The following is a 26,484-nucleotide window of genomic DNA, read 5'->3' on the forward strand; positions in this document are numbered from 1 at the left end:
CCTTTTTCACAGGAAAAGAAAGGATACATCATGGTTTCACTAAGAGAAGATGAACGATTAGATTATTTGCTCGCCGAAGATATGAAGATTATTCAAAGTAAAACGGTTTTCGCCTTTTCATTGGACGCAGTGTTATTAGCAAAATTTGCGTATGTGCCCATCCAAAAAGGAGAGATTATTGATCTTTGTACGGGAAATGGCATTGTGCCATTGCTGCTTTCGACACGATCTAAGGCCTCCATTACTGGGGTCGAAATTCAAGAACGGCTGTTTGATATGGCAAAAAGAAGTGTGGCGTATAATCAACTTGAAAAGCAGATAGAACTGATTCATGGAGATCTGAATGATATGCCATCACGCTACGGCAATCACAAAGTAGATGTCATCACATGTAATCCGCCATATTTTAAGACACCTTCTAAGGAAGAAATCAATGAAAATGAATACTTGGCCATTGCTCGGCATGAAATTCATTGTACATTAGAAGATGTCATTCGCGTTTCTTCCACGCTGCTGAAGCAAGGAGGGAAACTGGCGATGGTTCATCGGCCTGGCCGGCTACTTGAGATTGTGGAATTGATGAAGAAGTACCGAATTGAGCCAAAACGAATTCAATTTGTTTATCCCAAACAGGGTAAGGAAGCCAATACCATCTTAGTAGAGGGAATAAAAGATGGAAAACCAGATCTGAAAATTCTCCCGCCTCTTTTTGTTTATGGAGATGATCAAGAGTATACTGAGGAAATCAGGACGATACTGTATGGAAAAGCATAATCATTATTTCTATGTATTGAAATGTGCGGACGGCAGCCTATATGCAGGTTATACAAATGATTTACAAAAAAGACTGACGACCCACAATAGTGGAAAGGGAGCAAAATATACAAGAGCTAGACGGCCGGTTGAGCTGTATTATCATGAATGTTTTGCAACCAAAAGAGAAGCCATGCAGCAAGAATATCGTTTTAAAACGTGGACACGGAAAAAGAAAGATCTTTATATAGAAGAAATGCGTATTGAAAAGGAGGCGGCACATGAAAACACAGAAAAGCTTTGATGGTCAATCAGATATGGGCATTCTATATCTCGTCCCAACCCCAATTGGCAATTTAGAAGATATGACGTTTCGAGCCATCCAAACATTAAAAGATGTAGACTATATTGCTGCAGAGGATACAAGACAAACGAAAAAACTTTGTCATGTCTATGAAATTGATACGCCATTAACGAGTTATCATGAGCATAACAAAGACAGCAGCGGCCACAAGTTGATCGAATGGTTAAAAGAAGGAAAAAACATCGCACTAGTGAGTGATGCTGGTTTACCGACGATCTCTGATCCAGGTGCTGAAGTGGTCAGTGACTTTACTAATATCGGCGGTTATGTCGTTCCGTTACCTGGAGCAAATGCTGCACTTACAGCACTCATTGCCTCAGGGATCACGCCGCAGCCATTTTTCTTTTATGGATTTCTTGACCGACAAAAAAAGGAAAAGAAAAAACAGCTCGAAGCTTTGAAGAAGCGTCAAGAAACAATCATTTTCTATGAAGCGCCTCATCGGTTAAAAGAAACGCTGACTTTGATGAAGGAAGTGTGGGGCAACCGGAATATCGCCATTACGAGAGAACTAACGAAAAAATTTGAAGAGTTTATTCGTGGAGATTTAGAGTCTGTGCTGACATGGGCGGTAGAGAATCAAATCCGAGGTGAATTCTGTCTTGTCGTACAAGGTAACGATCAAGATGAAGAAGAGCTAAATGAAGAAGCCTGGTGGAAGTCCTTATCAGAAAAAGAACACGTGATCCATTACATAGAAGAAGGATTAACGTCGAAGGAAGCCATTAAACGTACAGCCGTCGAACGTGGTGTACCAAAGCGCAACATATATGATGCCTATCATATTGAACAATAAAGAAAGGTTCTTGCAAACGGTGCAAGAACCTTTTTTATATCAAACTTATTTTTGTGATTGGAGTTGGTTTTGGATTTCGTTAATGATTTGCTCTGCACCTTCACGGCTAAGAACTAATTTACCATTAGCAAGTTTAAGGTTATCGTCTGATACTTCACCTGTAACTTGGCAAGTCATGTTTGGTTTATATTTTTTTAGGATAATTTTTTCATCATCAACATAAATTTCCAAAGCGTCTTTTTCAGCGATTCCTAGAGTACGGCGAAGTTCGATTGGAATCACCACGCGCCCTAATTCGTCAACTTTACGTACAATACCTGTAGATTTCATCTTCATTCTCCTCCCAAAGAGTTCTTATTCTTAATATAATATTATCTTCGTCATTATTCGACAAATTCCTTACATTCATAGCATAACAAGGTTTCCATAAATCGTCAATCATTTTGTTTACTATTGTTTGTAAAATATGACTCTTAAAGTCAAAAGACCTTGAAACTACTGATTTATAAGGATTTTGCGGGTTTTTTCTATGAAAATATGAGAAATGACGAGTTCAGATTAACAAGACTTTTGCCCTAAATTAGACAATTGTAAATCTGGAGATAGATTTCATACGACAATATTCGACAAAATGTCGACAGGTTTGTCGTTTTTTTTGAAAAACTCATCTTTTTCGATCATTTCATCTTGTTCTATGTATATATGCTTGATCTTAAAGGCTAAGATGGTATCATAGAGAAAGCACAAGTGCAAAATTTAATAAATGGATCTAACACATTTTCATGTAATGATGATAACCGCTCTCGTCCATTGGGCGGGAGTTTTTGACTTTTACACACACGCAGGAGGTTCCAACATGCCGGAAAAGAAAAAAACGTTCTATCTGACAACACCTATTTACTATCCGAGCGGAAAATTACATATTGGACATGCTTATACGACAGTAGCAGGGGATGCTATGGCTCGTTATAAACGTCTTCAAGGCTATGATGTGATGTATTTAACGGGTACAGATGAGCACGGACAAAAAATTCAGCAAAAAGCTGAAGAACAAAACATCACACCGATCGAGTATTTAGATCCGGTCGTAGCAGACATTCAATCACTATGGAAGAAACTCGACATTTCCAATGATGATTTCATCCGTACAACAGAAAAAAGACACACGAAAATCATTGAGCAAGTGTTTCAAAAGCTACTTGATCAAGGTGATATTTATTTAGATCAATATGAAGGCTGGTACAGTATTCCTGATGAGACATTCTATACGGAAACACAGCTTGTGGATGTTGAGCGGAATGAAAAAGGAGAAGTCACTGGCGGGAAAAGCCCTGACAGCGGGCATCCTGTCGAATTAATTAAAGAGGAATCATATTTCTTCCGTATGAGTAAGTATGCGGATCGTTTACTAGACTATTACGAAAAGAATCCAACGTTCATTCAGCCTGAATCAAGAAAGAATGAAATGATCAATAACTTCATCAAACCAGGTTTAGAGGATCTAGCTGTATCAAGAACAACCTTTGACTGGGGAATTAAAGTTCCAAACAATCCAAAGCACGTCATCTATGTATGGATTGATGCGTTGTTCAACTATTTAACTGCGATTGGTTACGGAACTGATCAGGATGAAAAATATAAAAAATATTGGCCTGCCAACGTGCATCTCGTAGGGAAAGAAATTGTTCGTTTCCATACGATTTATTGGCCAATTATGCTGATGGCACTCGATCTGCCGCTGCCGAAACAAATTTTTGCACACGGCTGGCTGCTGATGAAAGATGGTAAGATGTCTAAATCAAAAGGGAACGTAGTAGATCCGGTCACATTAATTGATCGCTACGGTCTTGATGCCCTTCGTTATTACCTCCTTCGTGAAGTACCATTTGGTGCGGATGGTGTGTTTACACCAGAAGGATTCGTGGAACGTGTAAACTATGATCTTGCCAATGATTTAGGTAACTTGCTTAACCGTACAGTTGCGATGGTACAAAAATATTTTGACGGGACATTAAGCAGCTATAAGGGTCCAGTTAATGAGTTTGATGAGGAACTTAAAGCAGTAGCTGAGCAAACAGTCAAAGCCTATGAAGAAGCGATGGAAAATCTTGAATTCTCGGTGGCTCTTTCAAATGTTTGGACATTAATCAGCAGAACCAATAAGTATATTGACCAGACAGCTCCTTGGGTGCTGGCAAAGGATGAAACAAAACGAAAAGAGCTGCATTCTGTCATGTATCATTTAGCAGAGTCATTGCGCATCACAGCAGTGCTCTTAACGCCATTCCTAACGAAAACACCTGAGAAAATCTTCTTCCAGCTTGGCATTGAAGAAGAGAAGCTTAAAAGCTGGGATAGCATTCTAACTTTCGGTGCGATTCAACAAGCGACGGTACAAAAAGGCGAGCCTTTGTTCCCGCGTTTAGAGGTTGAAGAAGAAGTAGCATATATTAAAGAGAAAATGCAGGGAAGTGCACCAAAGGTAGAAGAAGAGAAAGTAGAAATAGAAGAAACAGAATTACCTGAGCTGGGAGCAGAAATTGCTTTTGATGATTTCTCAAAAGTTGATCTTCGAGTCGCACAGGTACTGGAAGCAGCCCCAGTGAAAAAAGCAGATCGTCTCTTAAAGCTGCAGCTTGATTTTGGATTTGAAAAGAGACAAATTGTTTCAGGGATAGCCAAGCATTATCAACCTGAGGAATTAGTAGGGAAGAAGCTTGTCTGTGTAGCGAATCTCACACCAGTTAAACTCAGAGGGGAAATTTCCCAGGGAATGATTTTAACTGGAGAAACTAGCGGGAAATTGCAGGTTCTTGAAGTGGATCAATCTCTAACGAATGGAACAAAAATTTTATAAATCAACAAAGGTGTTCCACGTGTAACATTTCGTCGAACACCTTTTGTTTTTTAGCAGAATTGTCGAAAGGAGCAATCAACGATGTTATTTGATACACATGCCCACTTAAATGCGGAACAATATAATGAAGACTTAGAGCAGGTGATCGAAAGAGCGAAGAGTGAAAAAGTCGAAAAAATCGTGGTGGTAGGGTTTGACCGCTCGACAATTACGAGAGCAATGGAATTAATTGAAGAGTATGATTTCATCTATGCAGCCATTGGCTGGCACCCAGTTGACGCCATCGATATGACAGATGAGGATTTGCTGTGGATCAAAGAATTATCTCAACATGAAAAAGTCGTTGCGATTGGAGAAATGGGTCTGGATTACTATTGGGACAAGTCGCCAAAAGATGTGCAAAAAGAAGTCTTTAAACGTCAAATTGCTCTTGCGAAAGAAGTGAATCTTCCAATCATTATTCATAATCGTGACGCAACGGAAGATGTCGTGACGATCTTAAAGGAAGAGGGAGCGGCTGAAGTTGGAGGGATTATGCATTGCTTTACTGGCAGCCTAGAAATCGCAAAAGCGTGTATGGATATGAACTTTTATATTTCATTCGGTGGACCCGTGACATTTAAAAATGCCAAAAAACCGAAGGAAGTTGTCAAGGACATACCAAGTGACCGGCTTTTAATTGAAACAGACTGCCCATACTTAACGCCAGCGCCATTTAGAGGAAAACGCAACGAGCCGAGTTATGTGAAATATATCGCAGAACAGATTGCAGAGTTACGAGATATAAGCTTTGAAGAGCTTGCTGAAGTGACCACAAAAAATGCGAAAAAAGTTTTCGGTATAAACTGACAGTATATGATGTCAATCCTTGTTTAAGCTTGTCCATTTGTGAAACATAACGAAAATGTTCTACACGTTTACGCCTCTTCATAGGATAAGTTGTCGATAAGTCTTTCTTCCCTTCCTTCCATTAAACTCCCATAATAGGGGTACAATCGAGCATTTTTGTACAGTGGGTGGAAGGGTTGACAGGTTTTGAGATACTCTATATAATCTCTCCGAGGAGAAGGAGGCGTTTTTCATCGTACAAAAAATGAAAAATCTGTTTTCTGTTAAGCTAGGAAAAGGCAAGGTTTTATTACTAGTTGTTTGCTTGCTTTTAGCTGGAACTGGGACGGCTTACGGTGCGCATGAGCTCACTAAGCAGTCTATTACCATTTCAATCAATGGTAAAGAGAAGACAATTCGTACACATGAAGAGACAGTAGCACAGCTGTTTTCAGACCTTGGAATAAAGACCAAGGCGGAGGATCATATCTCTCCAAGTCTAAATACAAAGATTGAAGACAACATGAACATTGTGTATGATGCGGCTATACCGGTTCATCTGACCCTAGATGGGAAAGAGAAAACGATATGGACAACAGATCAGACGGTAGGAGCATTATTGAAGAATGAGAAGATAGATATTGGGAAGCACGATCAAGTAACTCCAGGAAAGAATGACAAGATTAAAAAGGATATGGATCTTGTGGTTGAGCAGGCCTTTCAGGTCAGCGTAAATGATGGAGGAAAAGAGAAAAAAGTGTGGACCACTTCGACTACGGTCGCTGACTTTTTAAAGCAACAAGAGCTGAAGCTCAAGAAGCACGATAAGATCAAACCTGCGTTACATAGTCATATTTCTAAAAAAAGCGCAGATATCCAGATCACTCGGGTGGAAAAAGTCACCGATGTAGTGGAAGAGAAAATTGCTTTTGATACCAAACATAAAAAGGATCGTTCTCTTGAAAAAGGTAAAGAGAAGGTGCTTAAAAAAGGTGAAGAAGGTAAATTGAAGAAGCACTATGCCATTGTGAAAGAAAACGGCAAAGTGGTGTCTAAAGAATTGATTAAAGAAGTGACTGAAAAAGATAGCAAGGATCGTTTAGTGGCCATTGGTACACAAGAGTCCCAAAAAGAGCCTAAAGCGACACCTGCCGTTTCAAGAAGCAATGAATCGTCAGGAAAAGAATTCTATGTGGCGTCGACAGCCTATACAGTGAGCTGTGCTGGATGTACGGGCAGAACGTCAACAGGCTATAATTTAAAATCAAATCCAGGTGCAAAGGTCATAGCAGTTGATCCGAGTGTCATTCCGCTAGGCTCTAAAGTGTATGTGGAAGGCTATGGATATGCCGTTGCATCAGACACTGGATCTGCTATAAAAGGGAATAAAATTGATGTGTTCGTCCCAAATAAGTCGGCAGCTTATCAATGGGGAAATAAACGAGTGAAAATTAGAGTACTCAAATAAACACATCAAATCATTTATATGAACAGAGGGCTTTGCGCACCCTCTGTTTTTTTGGTTATAATAGAAGCACTGTTTTCTAATTAATTAGACGCAAAAACAGCATAAAAGGTTTCGTTTTTTTAACCAAAAATTGTTTATTGTTTTTGCAAGCGGAGGAATACATGAAAATCAAAGAAATCATTGTAGTGGAAGGTCGTGACGACACTGCGAGGGTGAAGATGGCAGTTGATGCAGATACGATCGAAACAAACGGATCAGCCATTGGCGATACAGTTATTCAACAAGTGCGTCTTGCTCAGGAGACGAGAGGGGTCATTATTTTAACTGATCCTGATTTCCCTGGGGAGAAGATCCGGAAAACCATCGCAGAAGCGGTTCCTGGCTGTAAGCACGCATTTTTGCCAAAACATCTTGCGAAGGCGAAGCGGGACAAAGGAATTGGTGTCGAGCATGCTTCCTTGGACAGTATTCGGGAATGCCTTGCCCATGTCCATGAGGAAATGGAAGTAACGGAAAGTGACATTACATTAGATGACTTATTTGACGCAGGCCTAATCGGAGGCGAATCATCGAAACGCCGCCGAGAACGACTAGGTGTGCTATTAAATATAGGATATACCAATGCGAAGCAGCTGCATAAGCGCCTTCACATGTTCCAAATAACCAAACATGATTTTATTGCGGCCTTAAAGACCGTCATGCAGGAGGAAGCCGATGAATAAAGATATAGCGACACCCATCAGAACGAAGGAAATACTGAAGAAATACGGTTTCTCTTTTAAAAAGAGCTTAGGGCAGAACTTTTTAATTGATACAAATATACTCGATCGTATTGTCGATCACGCAGAGGTGACGGATGAGACCGGCGTGATTGAGATTGGGCCTGGTATCGGTGCATTGACCGAGCAGCTCGCTAAGCGTGCAAAGAAAGTCACCGCTTTTGAAATCGATCAGCGTTTATTGCCCATTTTAAACGATACGCTTTCTCCATATGATAATGTTACGATCATTCATCAAGACGTATTAAAGGCGGATGTGAGGAAGGTCATCGAGGAAAATTTTGCTGACTGTAAAGAAGTGATGGTTGTCGCCAACCTTCCATATTACGTGACGACACCGATTATTATGAAACTGCTTGAAGAAAACCTTCCATTGAAAGGGATTGTGGTTATGCTACAAAAAGAAGTAGCAGATCGTATGGCCGCTGTCCCTTCATCAAAGGAATACAATTCGCTGTCTATCGCAGTTCAATACTATACGGAAGCGAAAACGGTGATGGTTGTGCCTAAAACGGTTTTCGTTCCACAGCCAAATGTCGATTCGGCTGTGATCAAGCTGACTGTTCGTGAAACGCCTGCTGTCTCAGTAGAAAATAATGAGTTTTTCTTTCAATTGATCCGTGCGAGCTTTGGTCAGCGCCGAAAAACATTGATGAATAATCTCATGAACAACTTACCTGATGGAAAGCAACATAAAGCGATCATTGAAGAAGCACTTCAAATAGCAGACATTGATGGAAAGCGCCGCGGCGAGTCATTATCCATTGAGGAATTTGCCCGTTTGTCGAATGTTTTACAAAAAGCCCTGTCTTAAGGGCTTTTTTCTTTTGTTTTTCACCACTTCGTTTGTTCGGGCATAGGTTAGAAAGAACAGCACCATGAAAGACGAACATATTTAGCGCAAGACGATACCAACAGGATATGAGCCTGATTGTGGAGTGAAAAGCATGCAATTTCAAATAGGAGATATGGTGACAAGGGCATCCTATCAAATGGATATTTTGTTTCGAATCATTCGAATTGATGAGACCGATCAGCACGAAGCCACCGCCATATTGCATGGGAATGAAGTGAGGCTGATTGCTGATGCCAAGTTGTCAGATCTCGTCAAGGTTCAAAAAGAGGAACAGCTGACTAGAGAGAAAAATGACGAACGAAAAATCAATGAATCGCTCGACTTACTAAGACAGGATTATCAGCTGCTGCGGGAAAAACAAGAGTATTATACTTCTGGACAATATCAGCATCAGGAGCAGTATTTTCACATGCCTGGAAAGGTCCTTCATTTAGATGGAGATGCTTCATACTTAAAGAAATGCTTAGATGTATATGAACGAATTGGTGTACCTGTGTATGGGGTGCATTGCCATGAGAAGAAAATGCCAAGCATGATTGACTCGTTAATTGATCAATATCGACCAGATATATTGGTTATCACAGGACATGATGCGTATTCCAAGCAAAAGGGCGGAGTACATGATATCAGTGCCTATCGTCATTCTCGGCATTTCGTTGAAACGGTTCAAAAAGCCAGACGGAAAATCCCTCATTTAGATCAGCTTGTGATCTTTGCTGGTGCCTGTCAATCTCATTTCGAATCATTGATCCAAGCAGGTGCCAATTTTGCGAGCTCGCCTTCCCGTGTGAATATCCATGCGCTCGACCCCGTCTATATCGTTGCGAAGATCAGCTTCACTCCATTTGTAGATCGAATCAACGTGTGGGATGTGCTCCGAAATACATTAACAAGAGAAAAAGGGCTCGGAGGCATCGAGACGAAGGGTGTTCTAAGGGTAGGTATGCCATATAAAAGAGATCATGAATCGACATAACCCGACTGATTTCAGTCTGGTTTTTTTTATGTTCAAAAAGAAATTGCAAAAGGATACATAATTCACCGGAAATTGAGAAAAATAGGGAGAAGAAAAGGTAGAAGTTTGTCAAAATTATTTTGTTGACAATGGCTCGTGTTCGTTGATATAATTTAATTTTTATTTGACAAAAACGGGCCGTTGTTGTATAATTATCTCAGTGAGGTGGATGCAATGGCGAAGACTTTGTCCGACATCAAAAGATCGCTTGATGGTAACTTAGGTAAACGTTTGACGTTAAAGGCTAACGGGGGCCGCCGTAAAACAATTGAGCGTTCGGGCATTTTAGCTGAAACGTACCCTTCTGTATTTGTGATTCAATTAGATCAAGATGAGAATTCGTTTGAAAGAGTTTCTTATAGTTATGCAGATATACTGACTGAGACGGTCGAATTAACGTTCGATGATACCGCTAGCTCAGTCGCCTATTAATGGGCAGTGAACTTTTTGTTTACTGCTTTTTGTTTTGCCTTTTTTTCTGAATGGGAGTCTGTCCATTTTTTGAAAGGGGTAAAAGAAAGGATTCGATACAAAATAAGAAAGCCACACAAGCAGTGGCGCTGATTCGAATTCTCGACTAAAGGGGCTGTTTCGTTTGGGTAGACGCCGAGGCATTATGTCAGATGAGTTCAAATACGAGCTGGCGAAGGATCTTGGATTTTATGATACCGTCAAAATGGAGGCTGGGGAGAGATTCGTGCGCGTGACGCAGGTAATATGGTCAAACGTGCCATTGAATTAGCTCAACAGCACATGGCTCAGGATGAGAATCAATGATAGAAAAACGGTCAGGGATACCTCGGGTGTCTCTGGCTTTTTTTGATGAAAAAGTCAGTGTGCTCGGCGTAAAAGCCTATATTCATCAGATCCATCAAATGTGATACAATATTGATACTTATGTTTAGATGGAGAAGTAGGTGAAATGTTTGCGTATTTTAGAAAAAGCACCGGCGAAAATTAATCTCTCACTTGATGTTCATGGAAAAAGACCGGATGGATATCACGAAGTGGAGATGGTGATGACAACAATAGACCTTGCAGATCGACTAGAGCTGACGGAGCTGGACAAGGATGAAATTCGTGTATCATCTCATAATCGATTCGTGCCTGATGATCAGCGTAATTTGGCTTATCAGGCGGCTAAATTACTTAAAACAAGGTTCGGTATTCAAAAAGGTGTATCCATTGTCATCACAAAAACAATTCCAGTCGCAGCAGGGTTAGCTGGAGGCAGCAGTGATGCAGCAGCAGCACTTCGCGGCTTAAATCGTTTGTGGAAGTTAAACCTCACGTTAGATGAACTAGCTGAGCTTGGAGCGGAGATCGGCTCAGATGTGTCCTTTTGTGTACACGGAGGCACAGCACTAGCGACAGGACGTGGAGAAAAGCTGAAGCATATTGCGGCACCGCCGCATTGCTGGGTGATTTTAGCGAAGCCGGTGATTGGGGTATCTACAGCAGAAGTCTATAGACAATATGACGCAAGCAAAGTAGAACACCCGAATGTAAAGCGTATGATTGAAGCGATTGAAGCGAAAGATTATAAAGAGATGTGCGGCTCACTCGGAAACGTTCTAGAGTCTGTGACATTAAAGATGTATCCAGAAGTAGATATGATCAAAAGGCAGATGAAGCGTTTCGGTGCTGACGCTGTTTTAATGAGTGGAAGCGGCCCTACAGTATTTGGTTTGATTCAATATGAATCGAAGGTACAAAGAATATATAACGGACTGAGAGGATTTTGTGATCAAGTATACGCTGTCCGCATGATCGGCGAACAAAATGCCCTTGATTAAATCCGTATATTAAGTTATATTTATCATAAATTATTCGGGTTCTGGGGGTAAGTTCATGAAGTTTCGTCGAAGCGGCAGATTGGTGGACTTAACAAATTATTTGTTAGCCCACCCGCACGCACTAGTACCGTTAACTTTTTTTGCAGAAAGATATCAATCTGCGAAGTCCTCCATTAGTGAAGACTTAACGATTATCAAACAGACCTTCGAACAGCAGGGAATAGGCACATTGCTTACTGTACCTGGTGCTGCTGGCGGAGTGAAATATATTCCGAAGATTCACCTAAAAGAAGCAGACGACGTGGTAAACGATATCGGAGAAGCTCTATCGACTCCTGAACGTGTACTTCCTGGCGGTTATTTATATTTAACCGATGTTTTAGGGAATCCATCAATCCTTGCGAAAATCGGTAAGCTATTTGCGACCATCTTTGCAGACCGTGCGATTGATGTCGTCATGACTGTTGCGACAAAGGGTATCCCTATTGCCTATTCTGTTGCTGGTTATTTAAATGTGCCGGTTGTGATCGTTAGAAAAGATAATAAAGTAACTGAGGGATCAACTGTAAGTATTAACTACGCGTCAGGTTCGTCTAATCGAATTCAAACCATGTCACTTGCAAAGCGAAGCTTAGATAAAGGATCCAATGTCCTGATCATTGATGACTTTATGAAAGCGGGCGGAACCATTAACGGCATGGTGAATTTGCTTGAGGAATTTAATGCAAATGTTGCAGGGATCGGTGTTCTTTTAGAAGATGAAGGCGTAGATGAACGTCTCGTTGATGAATATGTATCGCTTTTAAAGCTTTCAACCATTGATATGAAGCAGAAGATCATTGAGATCAATGAAGGCAATTTCCACGAGTTTTTTCATTCGAAAGCTTAAGCGTTGATAAACATGTAGTTGAATGGGAGAGATTGATATGACAAAAGTTGTTCAAACCAAACATGCACCAGCAGCCATTGGACCTTACTCTCAAGGGATTATTGTCAATAACATGTTTTACAGCTCCGGGCAGATTCCATTAACAGCAGCTGGAGACTTTGTAAATGGAGATATTAAAGAACAAACTCATCAAGTGTTCCGTAATCTTAAGGCCGTACTTGAAGCAGCAGGTGCTTCCTTTGAGACAGTTGTGAAAGCAACAGTTTTTATCAAGGATATGGAACAATTCGCAGAAGTAAATGAAGTGTACGGTGAGTATTTCCATACACATAAGCCAGCCCGTTCTTGTGTGGAAGTAGCAAGACTTCCTAAGGATGCACTTGTAGAAATTGAAGTGATTGCATTAGTAAAGTAAACAGGCAATCTTAACGAAAGCCGTTTGGTTTCATCATATGCAGGAAAAGACATCATTATGATGTCTTTTTTTCACGCAAAGAATGTAAGCGTCGTCACTAAAATGACAAAAAATGTATAAATATCCCGATATTTCAAAAAAAGTTTAAAAAAAGAGCAGGAGAATCACCACAATCGTTGAATACCTAAGTAATGCTTTTATATTGGGAAAAGGTGGTGAACTACTGTGGAAGTTACTGACGTAAGATTACGCCGCGTGAATACCGATGGTCGCATGAGGGCGATTGCATCCATCACGCTGGACCACGAATTTGTTGTTCATGATATTCGTGTGATTGATGGAAACAATGGGTTGTTTGTTGCAATGCCTAGCAAACGCACGCCTGATGGAGAGTTTCGCGATATTGCACATCCAATTAATTCAGGTACTCGGGGGAAAATCCAAGATGCTGTATTAAATGAATATCATCGCTTAGGCGAAGAGGAAGAAACAATTGAATATGAAGAAGCTGGAGCTTCTTAACCATAAGTAAAACCAAAAAGACAGCTTTAAGAGAAAATGGAATGTTTTCTTTTAAATGCTGTCTTTTTTGCGTTTTTCCTCATGTGTCTTTCATGTGTCTTATATGTTTCATCCGTTAGAAAAATATTGTACTTCCTCATGTATCCTTGAAATCAGTCCTTATTTAGGATATATTTTTCTATGGATAATAGGGATATTGGAGGCCAATCAATGGATAAGCGGTTCGCAGTGATTTTAGCAGCGGGAAAAGGAACGAGAATGAAGTCAAAGCTATACAAAGTACTTCATCCAGTTTGCGGAAAGCCAATGGTCGAGCATGTGGCAGATGAAGCGTTAAAGCTTTCTTTAGCCAAGCTAGTGACGATTGTCGGTCATGGAGCAGAGAACGTTAAAGAGCAGCTTGGAGACAGAAGTGAGTATGCACTTCAAGAAGAACAGCTGGGAACAGCACATGCCGTCAAACAAGCAAAGTCGTTCCTTGCGCAGGAAAAGGGAACAACCATTGTCATTTGTGGTGATACGCCATTATTGACAGCGGAGACAATGGAAGCTATGTTGAGCGAGCATCAAAAACATCAAGCGAAAGTCACTATTTTAACAGCACATGCGGATGACCCGACAGGTTATGGTCGTATTATTCGTGACGAAACCGGTGCTGTCGTGAAAATTGTGGAGCATAAAGATGCGAATGATGCGGAACGTCAAGTGAATGAAATTAATACAGGGACTTATTGTTTTTCAAATGAAGATCTCTTCCGTGTGATTGAGCAAGTGTCGAATGAAAATGCACAGGGCGAATACTATTTGCCAGACGTCATTGAAATCTTAAAGAATGAAGGGCAAACAGTAGCTGCATATCAAACACCGCATTTTGAAGAAACACTTGGAGTCAATGATCGTATCGCTCTATCACAAGCAGAGCAATTCATGAAGCGACGTATTAATCATCAGCATATGAAGAATGGTGTGACCTTGATTGATCCTGAGAACACGTATATTTCACCTGATGCAGTTATCGGTGAAGATACAATGATTTATCCTGGGACGGTCATCAAAGGGAATGTGAAAATCGGTGCAGACGCAACTATTGGACCAAACACTGAAATTGTTGACAGCATCGTCGGAGACCGCACAGTGATTAAGCAATCTGTCGTCTGCGATAGTGAGGTTGGAGTCGATGTGACAATTGGGCCGTTTGCTCATATTCGCCCGTTGTCGAAAATTGGCGATGAAGTGAAGATCGGGAATTTTGTCGAAATCAAGAAAACGGTTTTCGGTGACCGCAGCAAAGCATCTCATCTAAGCTATATTGGAGATGCAGAGGTCGGAACTGATGTAAACCTTGGCTGTGGCTCTATTACAGTCAATTATGATGGGAAGAACAAATTCTTAACGAAGATTGAAGATGGCGCTTTTATTGGCTGTAATTCTAATCTCGTGGCACCAGTCACTGTCGGAAAAGGGGCATATGTTGCAGCTGGTTCAACGGTTACAGAAGATGTACCGCAGGATGCATTGTCTATTGCTAGAGCAAGACAAGTCAATAAAGAAGATTATGTGAAAAATATTCATAAAAAATAATCCAAATACCCGGAGGTTTACCATGTCTAATCGTTATGCTGATGCGAATTTAAAGATATTCTCTTTGAATTCAAACCCTGAACTTGCGAAAGAAATTGCCGATCGTATCGGAGTTGATGTAGGAAAGAGCTCTGTTAAACGCTTTAGTGACGGTGAAGTCCAAATCAATATTGAAGAAAGTATTCGTGGCTGTGATTGTTATGTCATTCAATCCACTAGTGCGCCAGTGAATGAGCACATCATGGAGCTGCTCATTATGGTAGATGCACTAAAACGCGCTTCTGCGAAAACGGTCAATATTGTGATCCCTTATTACGGATATGCACGTCAAGATCGTAAGGCAAAACCTCGTGAGCCAATCACTGCGAAGCTTTTTGCGAACTTACTTGAAACAGCGGGTGCTACACGTGTCATTGCACTTGATCTTCATGCGCCGCAAATCCAAGGTTTCTTTGATATTCCAATCGATAACTTAATGGCTGTGCCAATCTTAACAAACTATTTCGAACAGAAAAACTTGAATGATATCGTCGTTGTGTCTCCTGACCACGGTGGTGTAACACGTGCGCGTAAAATGGCAGATCGCCTGAAAGCGCCAATCGCAATTATCGACAAACGTCGTCCAAAGCCAAACGTTGCTGAAGTGATGAACATCATTGGTAACATTGAAGGCAAAACGGCGATTCTCATCGATGATATCATTGATACAGCTGGTACCATTACACTTGCTGCAAATGCACTTGTGGAAAATGGAGCGGCTGAAGTATATGCTTGCTGTACTCACCCAGTATTGTCTGGACCAGCAGTAGAACGTATCACAAATTCTAAAATTAAAGAATTAGTTGTGACAAACAGTATTCACTTAACAGATGACAAGAAAGTTGGAAAATTCATTCCGCTTTCAGTTGGGCCTTTGCTTGCAGAAGCCATCATCCGTGTACATGAAGAAGAATCTGTGAGCTACCTTTTCAGTTAATTTTCTGATTAAAAAAGGCCCTAGGCATCCGCTTGGGGTCTTTTTGCTATCATCATTCACAGCAAATAAGTTTAAAATGATTCGGTTATGGGTAATTATGAGAGTAGTGACAAAAATGAAATAGGATGGTGCTGAATATGGCAACTTTAAAAGCAAATAAAAGAACTGATTTCAAACGTTCCACACTGCAAAAAATCCGTCATTCAGGACACGTTCCTGGTGTCATATACGGAAAAAATACAGAAAGCATGGCTGTTTCACTAGACAGCATCGATTTATTAAAGACCTTACGTGATGAAGGGAAGAATACAATCATCACATTAGACGTGAACGGTGAAACAAAATCCGTGATGGTCACAGAATTACAAACAGATCCGCTAAAAAATGAGCTTGTCCATGCAGATTTCCAAGTAGTCGACTTACAGCGTGAAATTGAAGCAGATGTACCTGTACAGCTGATTGGCGAATCTAAAGGAGTTAAAGATGGCGGTGTGCTTCAGCAGCCACTATTTGAACTATCCATTACAGCGAAACCAAAAGATATCCCTCAGCATATTGAAGCAGATATTACAAGCTTAGAAGTGAATGATGTCCTAACAGTCGCTGATTTGTCTGTTCAGTCATCATATCAAGTGAATAACGATCCAGAAGAAGTCGTGGCATCCATTTTACCACCTCAGCAATCAGAGGTTCCTGAACCAGATAGCGCAGAGGAACCAAAAGAACCTGAGGCCATTAAAGAAAAGGATAACGATGGAGAATAACTGGGCATTTAGAGACGTAACCCTCCCGCGGTTGCGTCTTTTGTGCTAGAATGAAAAGAATTCATACGTTTTACATGAGGCAATCCTATTGGCTCATTTTTTAGGCGTGTGCTTTGTGACAAAGGAGGTTATTGGTTTCATGATTGCATTCGTTGGATTAGGTAATCCAGGAAAAGAATATGAAAAAACAAGACATAACGTCGGGTTTATGACAATAGATGAATTATCGAAAAAATGGGACATCCCTTTAAATCAATCAAAATTCAATGGACTGTTTGGAACAGGGTTTGTTTCAGGGCAAAAGGTTCTACTTGTAAAGCCGCTTACATATATGAACTTATCAGGAGAATGCGTGCGTCCGCTAATGGATTACTATGATATTCCTCTTGAACATTTGAAAGTCATCTATGATGATCTTGATTTGCCAACTGGCCGGATTCGTTTGCGTACAAAAGGAAGTGCTGGCGGACATAATGGAATCAAATCGTTGATTCAGCATTTAGGGTCACCTGAGTTTGATCGATTCCGTATCGGCATTGGACGCCCTCAAAATGGCATGAAGGTCGTCGATTACGTGCTAGGACGCTTTTCAGAAGAGGAGCAGCCTGACATTGCATCAGCCATTCAGGCGTCTGTCGAAGCTTGTGAGGCGGCTTTAACTAAGCCATTTTTGGAAGTGATGAATGATTTTAACAAAAAGGTATAAGAATGATAAGCAAAGCACATACTGATCATAAAATCTCAGCATGGGAGGATCACGTATGGCTTTGCATTATTACTGCCGGCACTGTGGTGTAAAGGTTGGCAGTCTAGATGAATCCGCTGTTCAAAGTGAAGCACTTGGATTTCATCACTTAACAAATGAGGAAAGAAACGATATGATTTCTTATAGGGAAAATGGTGATTTACATGTACAAACCATTTGTGAGGATTGCCAAGAGGCGCTCGAAAGAAATCCTGATTACCATCAGTATCATACCTTTATTCAATAAAAAGCTTTGGTGTAGATAATAGACCAAAGCGTTTTTCTGTTTTAAACAAGCAGGGAGGAGGAGCCAAATGAAAAATATACAATCATTTATCAAACAAAGTGATGATTTTCAGTCCATTTTTAATGGGCTAAAGGAAGGGTTAAAAGCACAGCTGCTCGCCGGACTATCAGGCTCCGTCAGATCTTTATTTACAGCCGCTATATCAGACGAACTTAAGCGGCCGATGTTTATTGTGACTCACAACTTGTATCAAGCGCAGAAGGTAACAGATGATCTTGCCAGTGTGCTGTCAGATCGCTCGGTCCTTCTTTATCCTGTGAATGAACTCATTGCTTCAGAAATTGCCGTTGCGAGCCCTGAGCTCAGAGCACAGCGTCTAGATGTTCTGAACCGGCTGGCGAATGGAGAAAACCCCATTATCGTCACCCCGGCTGCTGCGGTGCGTCGAATGCTTCCGCCAGTTGAGCTCTGGAAGGAGAGTCAGATCCATTTAAAGCTTGGTGAAGAAATTGATTTGGAGGCGTTTTCAAAACAGCTTGTACAAATCGGTTATGACCGGACGTCGATGGTTGCTGCGCCCGGAGATTTTAGTGTGCGCGGAGGAATCATTGATATTTATTCGTTAACGGAAGATCATCCAATTCGTATTGAGCTGTTTGATACAGAAGTAGACTCAATTCGAACGTTCCACTCGGATACACAGCGTTCATTAGAAACACTTCAAGAAATTAAAATCGGTCCCGCAAAAGAGCTGATTGTGAGAGGGCCTGAACGAGTGAGAGCCATTGAACAGCTTGATCAAGGACTTGCGAAGAGCTTAAAGAAATTCAACTCGGACCAGCAAAAAGAATTGCTGCATCAACATATTTCTGCTGATCGAGAGAAGCTGCTAGAAGGTATCGTGACACAGGAAATGACGAAGTACCTGTCCTATTTCTATGAAAAACCTGCTAGTTTGCTAGATTACACATCACAGGATACGATTATTATTTTAGATGAAATTAGCAGGATTCAGGAGATGGAAGAACAGCTTGAGCAGGAAGAAGTGGATTGGACAATTAGCCTGCTTGAAGAAGGCAATATTCTTCATGATTTATCCCTTTCTTTCCCGTTCCAACAACTAATCAATCAGCAATCGCGGTCGATTCTGTACTACTCCTTGTTCCTGAGACATGTCCAGCAGACAAATCCGCAAAATATCGTCAATGTATCTAGTAAGCAAATGCAGAATTTCCACGGGCAGATGAATGTGCTTGCGAGTGAAATTGAACGCTACAAAAAACAACAATACACAGTTGTCTTCTTAGGTGCGGATGAAGAACGGACAGACAAACTGTCTTCTGTCTTACATGATTATGACATTGAAGCTGCTCTTGCCAAGCCGGACGCAGAGCTTGTAAGCGGACAGGTGTATATTTTACAAGGTGAGCTGCAAACAGGCTTTGAACTGCCGTTATCAAAAATTGCCGTGATCACAGAAGGCGAGCTCTTCAAGAAACGTGTGAAGAAGCAGGCACGTAAGCAAAAGCTGACCAATGCAGAGCGAATTAAGAGCTATTCAGAGCTTCAAGTCGGCGATTATGTGGTGCACATTAACCACGGGATCGGTAAGTATTTAGGAATTGAAACGCTTGAAATCGGCGGCATTCATAAAGATTATTTAAATATTCATTATCAAGGAAGCGACAAGCTTTATGTACCGGTTGAACAAATTGATCAGGTACAGAAGTATGTTGGATCAGAAGGTAAAGAACCAAAGCTGTACAAACTAGGCGGTAGTGACTGGAAACGCGTGAAGAAAAAAGTAGAAACTTCTGTTCAGGACATTGCAGATGATCTCATTAAGCTGTATGCAGAACGTGAGGCAAGCAAAGGGTATGCCTTCTCACCTGATCATGAGATGCAGCGCCAGTTTGAATCAGCGTTCCCTTACCAGGAAACAGATGATCAAATCCGTTCGATTCATGAAATCAAACAAGACATGGAGCGGGAGCGTCCAATGGACCGCCTGCTTTGTGGAGATGTGGGATACGGAAAAACAGAAGTGGCGATTCGAGCCGCCTTCAAAGCGATTGCTGACGGGAAGCAGGTTGCTCTGCTTGTGCCAACAACCATCTTAGCGCAGCAGCATTTTGACACGATTATGGACCGATTCCAAGACTATCCGGTCAAAATTGCTCAGCTGAGCCGTTTCCGTACAAGAAAAGAAACAACCGAAACGTTAAAAGGGTTGAAAAATGGAACGATAGATATGGTTATCGGTACACATCGTTTGCTTTCTAAAGATATTGTCTATAAGGACTTAGGTCTGTTGATTATTGATGAAGAGCAGCGTTTTGGTGTGACCCATAAAGAGAAAATTAAACAGATGAAAGCCAATATCGATGTACTGACATTAACGGCTACGCCAATTCCGCGTACGCTGCATATGTCTATGCTTGGCGTACGGGATTTATCGGTTATTGAAACACCGCCTGAAAACCGTTTCCCTGTTCAAACCTATGTGGTCGAGTACAATGGCGCTTTAGTCAGAGAAGCGATTGAGCGAGAACTAGCACGCGGTGGTCAAGTGTACTTCCTGTACAACCGTGTCGAGGATATTGAACGCAAAGCAGATGAAATCTCCATGCTAGTTCCAGATGCGAAAGTCAGCTATGCACATGGGAAAATGAGTGAGAACGAGCTGGAATCAGTGATGATCAATTTCCTTGAAGGTGAATCAGATGTATTGGTCAGTACCACCATCATTGAAACGGGAGTCGACATTCCAAATGTGAACACGCTCATCGTCCACGATGCCGATAAAATGGGGCTTTCTCAGCTGTACCAGCTAAGAGGACGAGTAGGACGCTCGAATCGTGTCGCATATGCTTATTTCACGTATAGAAAAGATAAAGTTCTGTCTGAAGTAGCAGAGAAGAGACTTCAAGCTATTAAAGAATTCACAGAGCTCGGATCAGGATTTAAAATTGCGATGCGTGATTTAACGATTCGAGGAGCAGGAAATTTACTTGGTGCACAGCAGCATGGATTCATTGATTCTGTTGGATTCGACCTCTATTCTCAAATGCTGAAAGAAGCCATTGAAGAAAGAAGAGGCGATACAACGGCTCAAGATAAATTCGAACCGGAAATCGATCTGCAAATCGATGCTTACATCCCGGACACATACATTTCGGATGGGAAGCAAAAGATCGAGATGTATAAACAATTCAGAGCGATTGGATCAATTGAAGAGAGAAAAGAGCTTCAAGATGAAATGATCGACCGATTCGGTGAATATCCGCAAGAAGTGGCGGACTTGTTCACAATTGCGACGATGAAAGTATACGCAGTGCAGGAACGTGTCGAATTGATCAAGATGGAGAAAGGGATTGTCAGACTCACCCTTGAAGAGCAAGCAAGCAGTGAAATCGACGGTCAAAAATTATTTGCCCTCGGCAGTAAATATGGCCGTGATATTGGCCTAGGAATGGAAGGCAGCAAGCTAATTATTTCTGTCCAAACGAAAGGCAAGAAGACGGAAGAATGGCTAGATATTGTTCTGAATATGCTTCGAGGTCTTCAAGATGTGAAAAAAGAAACCATTCCATCTTCATAAAAATTTGTTTGTCTCTCGTGTATATTACGGTTGATGTGACGGATACTAATCTCAGGGTCAAGTGGTGAATGTTGCATAAAGTGGACGCTTTTGCTCCATTCACCCAACACATCATCTAACGAAAGAGAGGCAGCAGTGAATGAAAGCAACTGGAATTGTACGTCGCATCGATGATCTAGGTAGAGTGGTTATTCCGAAGGAGATTCGCAGAACATTGCGCATCCGGGAAGGAGATCCGCTTGAGATTTTCGTCGACCGCGATGGAGAAGTCATTTTGAAGAAATATTCGCCGATTAGTGAGCTAGGAGACTTTGCGAAGGAATATGCTGATGCATTATTCGACAGTTTGGGTCATTCCATCCTGATTTGTGATCGAGATACGTATATTGCTGTATCCGGCAGTTCGAAAAAAGAGTACTTAAACAAATCCATCAGTGATTTACTTGAACGAACAATGGACCAGCGTAATTCTGTATTAGAAGAAAGCAAAAAAGAAATTCAACTTGTCGATGGTATTGATGATGACGTATCTGCTTATACCATTGCACCTATTGTTGCAAACGGAGATCCGATTGGCGCCGTCGTCTTATTTTCTAAAGAGCGTTCAATGGGGGAAGTGGAGCATAAAGCGGCAGAAACAGCAGCTGGCTTCTTAGCCCGTCAAATGGAACACTAGGTCTAATAATTCTATATCATTTTGATGAAACGAAAGAATGCCGATGAAATCATTTGATTTTGTCGGCGTTTTTTATATGGAATGAAACAAAACGGGGAATATGCCGTCTACTCCTTAGAAAGAAACGGCTTTTCATTCACGTATGATATAATGAGTGCGTTTAACTGTAGATCTATTTTTAAAGGAGTCATCCATGAAAAATGCTGTGAATCAGCCGCATTGGCTTTTCCAAGGTGCGGTGATTTTGACCATCGCAGGCTTGTTATCAAAGGTACTAAGTGCCGTTTATCGTGTTCCGTTCCAGAACATCGTAGGAGACACAGGGTTTTATATTTATCAGCAAGTGTACCCCTTCCTTGGTATTGCGATCATGCTCGGCACCACAGGGTTTCCTGTCATGGTGTCCAAGCTTCTGAGTGAGCATGGGGAAGAAAATCGAAGGATCATTACAAGGGTATCTTTGGTCTATATCACTTTACTGAGCCTGGTCTTATTTCTTTGTCTTTACATAGGGGCAGGTAGAATTGCGAGCCTTATGGCGGACAGTCAATTAATCCTGCTCATCCAAATGAGTGCTTTCGTGTTTTTATTCCTGCCGCTTACCGTGATGCTGAGAGGCGTTTTTCAGAGTGACGGTATGATGCTTCCAACGGCTGTTTCTCAATTGGTTGAGCAGCTCATCAGGGTAGGCGTCCTGCTTGTTTTATCCTTCTATTTCGTCAGGCACGGTTATTCGCTTTATGAAACGGGTGCGGGTGCGGTCTTCTCCTCCATAGTGGGAAGCGCGTCCTCGCTTGTACTACTTCTTTTTCTTTGGCTGACTTACCGAAAACAGTCTTCTGCACCTATGACAGTTAAGCAGGCGACACTTCGGAAAAAGGATGTTTTGAAGAGTTTGGTGCTGTATACATTCACGATTTGTGTCAGCGGACTGCTCATTTTATGGATGCAAATGATTGATGCCTTTCATCTGTATGCGTTGCTGCGCAGTGAGGGACTGAGTGAAGCCGCGGCAAAGGCGGCAAAAGGTGTGTATGACCGAGGGCAGCCGTTTTTACAGCTAGGGACAGTGTTTGCCATTAGCATCGGGACCTCTCTTGTGCCATTTTTATCAGCGGCCATGAGGAATGGAGAGCATGAAGCGATCAGGCAAAAAGTATGTACATCGTTTAAAACCACGTCGGTTTTAGGGATTGGTTCAGCAGTTGGGCTGATTTGTATTCTTTCGCCAGTCAATACCATGCTTTTTCGTAATGATTTAGGTACCGATGCGCTGCAAATATTCTGTATTTCCATCGCATTTACATCGATAGCGATTACGCAAGCAGCTTTACTTCAAGGTCTCGGGCATACTGTGTATCCGGCTGTTGTGGTGATTCTCAGTGTGCTGGTGAAATGGATACTCACGCTTGCACTTGTGCCGCTATTTGGCATCTATGGTGCGGCATGGTCAACCGTGTGCGGTTTCCTCGCTGCCGCTCTGCTCAATGCCGTTTATTTGAGGTATAAAGGATGGATTTCGTTGAGAGAGCTGTTTCCAGTGAAAATTCTTTTATCGGCCGCTTTCATGGCCATCGTCTTAATAGGGTATCAGGCACTGTTTTCTTGGGTCATTCCCTTTGAAAAACGTCCTTTTTCCGTTTTAGAGAGCCTGACGTCAGTTTTTATTGGTGGTTTCGCCTTTTTATATAGTATTCTTAAGCTAGAAGTATTTACGGACGAGGAATGGAGACTCATTCCATTAGGAGAAAAGATTTTATATTTTAAACAGATGAGAGGGAATCAAAATGGCAGGTAAGATTACCGTCGTCGGTCTTGGGGCAGGCGACATGGATCAGCTGACGCTCGGTGTATACAAGCAGCTGACGCAGGCGAAAGAAGTATTTATGAGAACGCAGGACCATCCGCTTACCGCAGAGTTGATGCAGGAGGTCCCATCGCTGACCTTTTTTGATGAAATTTATGAAAAGCACGATCAGTTTGATTCGGTCTATCAGGAAATCACGGAAATTTTATTTGCAGAGGCTGCGGAAAAGGAGATTGTGTACGCAGTACCAGGTCACCCATTTGTCGCAGAAAAGACCGTCCAGCTATTAGTTTCTCAACAGCAAGAGCGCGGGATTGAGGTGTCTGTTGCTGGTGGACAAAGCTTTTTGGATGCGACGTTTAACTCCTTGCAGATCGACCCAATCGAGGGATTCCAATTCGTTGATGCAGGAGATATGAGAGCGGACGATCTGAAATTGACCCAGCATGTCCTCATTTGTCAGGTATATGATCAGATCACCGCTTCGAATGTGAAACTCACGCTGATGGAAAAGCTTCCAGACGATTATGAAGTCTATATTGTGACGGCGGCTGGAAGCAGCCTGGAACAGATTACTGCCGTTCCTTTATTTGAACTTGATCGAGATGTGTCGATAAATAACTTAACGAGTGTTTATGTGCCTCCGATTCAAGATGAAAAGCTGCTTTATCAACAATTTGACACCTTCCGTGACGTCATCCGTACATTAAGAGGTCCGGGCGGCTGTCCATGGGATCAAAAACAAACCAATGAGTCACTCAAACCCTATTTAATTGAAGAATGCTATGAACTGCTTGAAGCGATAGATGAAGATGATCCAGACCATATGGTGGAAGAGCTCGGAGATGTGATGCTGCAGGTGTTACTTCATGCTCAAATTGGTGAAGATGACGGCTTTTTCTCAATTGATGACGTCATCCAGCATGTCACAGAAAAAATGGTTCGTAGACATCCCCATGTGTTTGGCGACACAAATGTGTCTGAAGCAGAAGAAGTGGTCGTCAACTGGGAAAAAATCAAGCAGCAGGAGAAGCCGGAGCGGGCAGCCTCTATGTTGCAATCCATCCCGGCGACGCTTCCAGCATTAACAAAGGCATATAAGCTCCAAAAGAAAGCCGCCAAAGTAGGCTTTGATTGGACAGATGTGAAAGATATTTGGAACAAATACGAAGAAGAAAAGCAGGAATTTCTCGTTGAAGTGGCAGAGAAGCCGGACGAAAGTGCAACGAAGCAGATGAAAGACGAATTTGGAGATCTTTTGTTTGTTCTCGTCAACATTGGAAGGTTCTATCAGCTAGAGCCTGAAACGGCGCTCGCTTCCGCCAACACAAAATTCATGCGACGCTTTCAGCATATTGAACAAAAAGCAAAGGACATGGGACGTTCATTAGAGGACTTAACGCTAGAGGAAATGGACGATCTATGGAACGATGCCAAACGTATAGAAAGAGGTGAGCATACATGAGATTAGATAAATTTTTAAAAGTGTCCCGTTTAATCAAAAGAAGAACATTGGCAAAAGAAGTAGCTGATCAAGGCAGAATTTCTATTAACGGCACACAGGCGAAAGCCAGCTCTGACGTGAAAGAAGGAGACGAGCTTAAAATCCGTTTTGGTCAAAAACTTGTGACGGTTCAAGTCAATGAGTTAAAGGACACGACGAAAAAAGAAGAAGCCGCTGGCATGTATACTGTGCTAAAAGAAGAAAAAACAGCAGAATAGGGCTTGTTCTAAATGATCCTCCTGTCACATACAATGCAGTAACAATGCAAGTATGAGATATGGGGGATGTATAAATGAATCAATATTATAATCAACCTCAAGGCACGAAGCTGTCATCAGAAGCGGAACACAATATCACAATGCGAAACAGAAAGCATTTAGATATTACCGGCGTCAAACAGGTGGAAAGCTTTGATAATGAAGAATTTCTGCTTGAGACGGTCATGGGAATTCTCGCTATCCGCGGAGAAAATCTGCAAATGAAAAACCTAGACGTCGAAAAAGGCGTTGTGTCGATTAAAGGACGTGTCTTTGACTTAATTTATGTAGATGAGCAGCACGGGGAGAAAGCTAAAGGGTTTTTTAGCAAGCTGTTTAAATGACGCTGACAGTCCAGTTTTATACGATGCTTTCGATGGTAGCGATGGGCATCTGGCTGGGCGCATCGCTTGATACGTACAAGCTGTTTGTGAATCGGGAAAAGACAGCAAAATGGCTTTTGATTATACATGATCTCCTTTTTTGGCTGGTACAGGGTCTCTTATTCTTTTATGTTCTGCTGCTGACAAATGAGGGAGAATTCAGGCTTTATATCTTTCTAGCCGTTGCACTAGGTTTCTCGATGTATCAGGCATTGATGAAACAGCTGTATATGAATATTCTCAAGTTTATCACGATGTGTATTTATCAAACCGTTCTCATCCTTAAAAGGCTGGTCATGTCGATCGTCTTCCAGCCGATCCGTTGGATTGTCACAATGGTCATAAGTGTTATACTGTTCTTGTTCCACTCGCTCTTACGTCTTGTTCGTTTTACGTTTCGGCTCGTGTGGAAGGTGCTGTCCATTGTTTGTTATCCGCTCATCTGGTTACTTAATGTGACCATTATTCATCGGATTCCCGAAAAATGGCGAACATCAATGAGATTGTTTTTCTCTAAAGGAGCAGGAATTTTACAAGGGACCAAGAAATTATCTGGTACCATCAAAACGAAATGGAAACAATTCTGGACAAAGTAAGAGAGGAGG

The 26,484-nt window shown here is 41.7% G+C and carries 27 protein-coding genes and 1 pseudogene; 27 read left to right on the top strand and 1 reads right to left on the bottom strand.

Annotated elements, in window-relative coordinates:
* Positions 1–30: 30 nt before the first annotated feature.
* Genes MHI33_RS00240 through rsmI form a run of 3 tightly spaced genes read left to right on the top strand, consistent with a single transcriptional unit; the run spans position 31 to position 1,913 of the window.
* Positions 31–774, top strand: coding sequence for a tRNA1(Val) (adenine(37)-N6)-methyltransferase (locus MHI33_RS00240; RefSeq protein ID WP_003217966.1), 744 nt, complete (start codon positions 31–33; stop codon positions 772–774).
* Positions 761–1,057 carry a GIY-YIG nuclease family protein gene (locus tag MHI33_RS00245; RefSeq protein ID WP_003217970.1) on the top strand — a complete coding sequence of 99 codons (297 nt, stop codon included), beginning with the start codon at positions 761–763 and terminating at the stop codon, positions 1,055–1,057. The genes MHI33_RS00240 and MHI33_RS00245 overlap by 14 nt, the downstream gene beginning before the upstream one ends.
* Positions 1,035–1,913, top strand: coding sequence for a 16S rRNA (cytidine(1402)-2'-O)-methyltransferase (gene rsmI / locus MHI33_RS00250; protein ID WP_065097667.1), 879 nt, complete (start codon positions 1,035–1,037; stop codon positions 1,911–1,913). The genes MHI33_RS00245 and rsmI overlap by 23 nt, the downstream gene beginning before the upstream one ends.
* Before the next feature lie 45 nt (positions 1,914–1,958).
* Here the strand turns inward: rsmI and MHI33_RS00255 are convergent, their stop codons facing one another.
* Complete coding sequence (locus tag MHI33_RS00255; RefSeq protein WP_087975202.1) at positions 1,959–2,249, bottom strand: AbrB/MazE/SpoVT family DNA-binding domain-containing protein; 291 nt, start codon at positions 2,247–2,249, stop codon at positions 1,959–1,961.
* A 520-nt stretch (positions 2,250–2,769) separates the two neighbouring features.
* On the opposite strand from MHI33_RS00255, the gene metG reads away from it, so the two are divergent.
* The 24 genes and pseudogenes from metG to yabQ all read left to right on the top strand — a co-directional run bounded on the left by metG (position 2,770) and on the right by yabQ (position 26,475).
* Positions 2,770–4,770 (top strand): methionine--tRNA ligase, encoded by a 2,001-nt coding sequence (gene metG / locus MHI33_RS00260; protein ID WP_340908258.1) that lies wholly within the window; start codon positions 2,770–2,772, stop codon positions 4,768–4,770.
* Between the two features lie 81 nt (positions 4,771–4,851).
* Positions 4,852–5,619, top strand: coding sequence for a TatD family hydrolase (locus tag MHI33_RS00265; RefSeq protein ID WP_003217927.1), 768 nt, complete (start codon positions 4,852–4,854; stop codon positions 5,617–5,619).
* A gap of 244 nt (positions 5,620–5,863) precedes the next feature.
* Positions 5,864–7,066: a ubiquitin-like domain-containing protein gene (locus MHI33_RS00270; protein WP_340908261.1), complete on the top strand. Its 1,203-nt coding sequence runs from the start codon at positions 5,864–5,866 to the stop codon at positions 7,064–7,066.
* A gap of 161 nt (positions 7,067–7,227) precedes the next feature.
* Positions 7,228–7,788 (top strand): ribonuclease M5, encoded by a 561-nt coding sequence (gene rnmV, locus MHI33_RS00275; RefSeq protein WP_012008650.1) that lies wholly within the window; start codon positions 7,228–7,230, stop codon positions 7,786–7,788.
* A complete protein-coding gene (gene rsmA / locus MHI33_RS00280) occupies positions 7,781–8,659 on the top strand; it encodes a 16S rRNA (adenine(1518)-N(6)/adenine(1519)-N(6))-dimethyltransferase RsmA (RefSeq protein WP_044140395.1) in 879 nt (292 codons plus the stop codon). Before rnmV ends, rsmA begins: the two co-directional genes overlap by 8 nt.
* A 133-nt stretch (positions 8,660–8,792) precedes the next feature.
* A complete protein-coding gene (gene yabG / locus MHI33_RS00285; RefSeq protein ID WP_034620903.1) occupies positions 8,793–9,677 on the top strand; it encodes a sporulation peptidase YabG in 885 nt (294 codons plus the stop codon).
* A gap of 213 nt (positions 9,678–9,890) precedes the next feature.
* Positions 9,891–10,148 carry a biofilm formation stimulator Veg gene (veg, locus tag MHI33_RS00290; protein WP_003217979.1) on the top strand — a complete coding sequence of 86 codons (258 nt, stop codon included), beginning with the start codon at positions 9,891–9,893 and terminating at the stop codon, positions 10,146–10,148.
* 163 nt (positions 10,149–10,311) lie between these two features.
* Positions 10,312–10,493, top strand: a pseudogene (locus MHI33_RS00295) (small, acid-soluble spore protein, alpha/beta type).
* Positions 10,494–10,642: 149 nt separating this feature from the next.
* Entirely contained in the window at positions 10,643–11,512 is an 870-nt protein-coding gene (gene ispE, locus MHI33_RS00300) for a 4-(cytidine 5'-diphospho)-2-C-methyl-D-erythritol kinase (RefSeq protein WP_044140396.1), read from the top strand.
* A 55-nt stretch (positions 11,513–11,567) separates the two neighbouring features.
* The gene (purR, locus tag MHI33_RS00305; RefSeq protein ID WP_113768769.1) at positions 11,568–12,401 is read left to right on the top strand and encodes a pur operon repressor; all 834 of its coding nucleotides are present in this window, start codon (positions 11,568–11,570) and stop codon (positions 12,399–12,401) included.
* Between the two features lie 37 nt (positions 12,402–12,438).
* Positions 12,439–12,816 (top strand): 2-iminobutanoate/2-iminopropanoate deaminase, encoded by a 378-nt coding sequence (ridA, locus tag MHI33_RS00310; RefSeq protein WP_003217959.1) that lies wholly within the window; start codon positions 12,439–12,441, stop codon positions 12,814–12,816.
* 225 nt (positions 12,817–13,041) lie between these two features.
* Complete coding sequence (gene spoVG, locus MHI33_RS00315; protein WP_034324487.1) at positions 13,042–13,338, top strand: septation regulator SpoVG; 297 nt, start codon at positions 13,042–13,044, stop codon at positions 13,336–13,338.
* Between the two features lie 210 nt (positions 13,339–13,548).
* Positions 13,549–14,919, top strand: a complete 1,371-nt coding sequence (glmU, locus tag MHI33_RS00320) for a bifunctional UDP-N-acetylglucosamine diphosphorylase/glucosamine-1-phosphate N-acetyltransferase GlmU (protein ID WP_065097659.1) — start codon at positions 13,549–13,551, stop codon at positions 14,917–14,919.
* Positions 14,920–14,941: 22 nt separating this feature from the next.
* Positions 14,942–15,895 (top strand): ribose-phosphate diphosphokinase, encoded by a 954-nt coding sequence (locus MHI33_RS00325; protein WP_003217907.1) that lies wholly within the window; start codon positions 14,942–14,944, stop codon positions 15,893–15,895.
* 137 nt (positions 15,896–16,032) lie between these two features.
* Positions 16,033–16,659, top strand: coding sequence for a 50S ribosomal protein L25/general stress protein Ctc (locus tag MHI33_RS00330; RefSeq protein WP_217013151.1), 627 nt, complete (start codon positions 16,033–16,035; stop codon positions 16,657–16,659).
* 139 nt (positions 16,660–16,798) lie between these two features.
* Positions 16,799–17,365, top strand: coding sequence for an aminoacyl-tRNA hydrolase (gene pth / locus MHI33_RS00335; RefSeq protein WP_044140398.1), 567 nt, complete (start codon positions 16,799–16,801; stop codon positions 17,363–17,365).
* Positions 17,366–17,420: 55 nt separating this feature from the next.
* Positions 17,421–17,651, top strand: a complete 231-nt coding sequence (locus MHI33_RS00340) for an anti-sigma-F factor Fin family protein (RefSeq protein WP_003217967.1) — start codon at positions 17,421–17,423, stop codon at positions 17,649–17,651.
* 67 nt (positions 17,652–17,718) lie between these two features.
* The gene (gene mfd / locus MHI33_RS00345; protein WP_113768767.1) at positions 17,719–21,252 is read left to right on the top strand and encodes a transcription-repair coupling factor; all 3,534 of its coding nucleotides are present in this window, start codon (positions 17,719–17,721) and stop codon (positions 21,250–21,252) included.
* Positions 21,253–21,391: 139 nt separating this feature from the next.
* Complete coding sequence (gene spoVT / locus MHI33_RS00350) at positions 21,392–21,928, top strand: stage V sporulation protein T (RefSeq protein ID WP_003217990.1); 537 nt, start codon at positions 21,392–21,394, stop codon at positions 21,926–21,928.
* Positions 21,929–22,121: 193 nt separating this feature from the next.
* Positions 22,122–23,726 carry a putative polysaccharide biosynthesis protein gene (locus MHI33_RS00355; protein ID WP_217013150.1) on the top strand — a complete coding sequence of 535 codons (1,605 nt, stop codon included), beginning with the start codon at positions 22,122–22,124 and terminating at the stop codon, positions 23,724–23,726.
* On the top strand, positions 23,716–25,200 hold the full coding sequence (mazG, locus tag MHI33_RS00360; protein WP_217013149.1) for a nucleoside triphosphate pyrophosphohydrolase: 1,485 nt from the start codon (positions 23,716–23,718) through the stop codon (positions 25,198–25,200). Before MHI33_RS00355 ends, mazG begins: the two co-directional genes overlap by 11 nt.
* The gene (locus MHI33_RS00365) at positions 25,197–25,457 is read left to right on the top strand and encodes an RNA-binding S4 domain-containing protein (RefSeq protein WP_003217975.1); all 261 of its coding nucleotides are present in this window, start codon (positions 25,197–25,199) and stop codon (positions 25,455–25,457) included. The genes mazG and MHI33_RS00365 overlap by 4 nt, the downstream gene beginning before the upstream one ends.
* A 74-nt stretch (positions 25,458–25,531) precedes the next feature.
* Positions 25,532–25,840, top strand: coding sequence for a sporulation protein YabP (yabP, locus tag MHI33_RS00370; RefSeq protein WP_003217974.1), 309 nt, complete (start codon positions 25,532–25,534; stop codon positions 25,838–25,840).
* Positions 25,837–26,475 (top strand): spore cortex biosynthesis protein YabQ, encoded by a 639-nt coding sequence (yabQ, locus tag MHI33_RS00375; RefSeq protein ID WP_003217942.1) that lies wholly within the window; start codon positions 25,837–25,839, stop codon positions 26,473–26,475. Before yabP ends, yabQ begins: the two co-directional genes overlap by 4 nt.
* Positions 26,476–26,484 lie beyond the last annotated feature (9 nt).

The organism is Bacillus sp. FSL K6-2971, assembly GCF_038006405.1.
Taxonomy (GTDB): Bacteria; Bacillota; Bacilli; order Bacillales; family Bacillaceae; genus Bacillus; species Bacillus pumilus.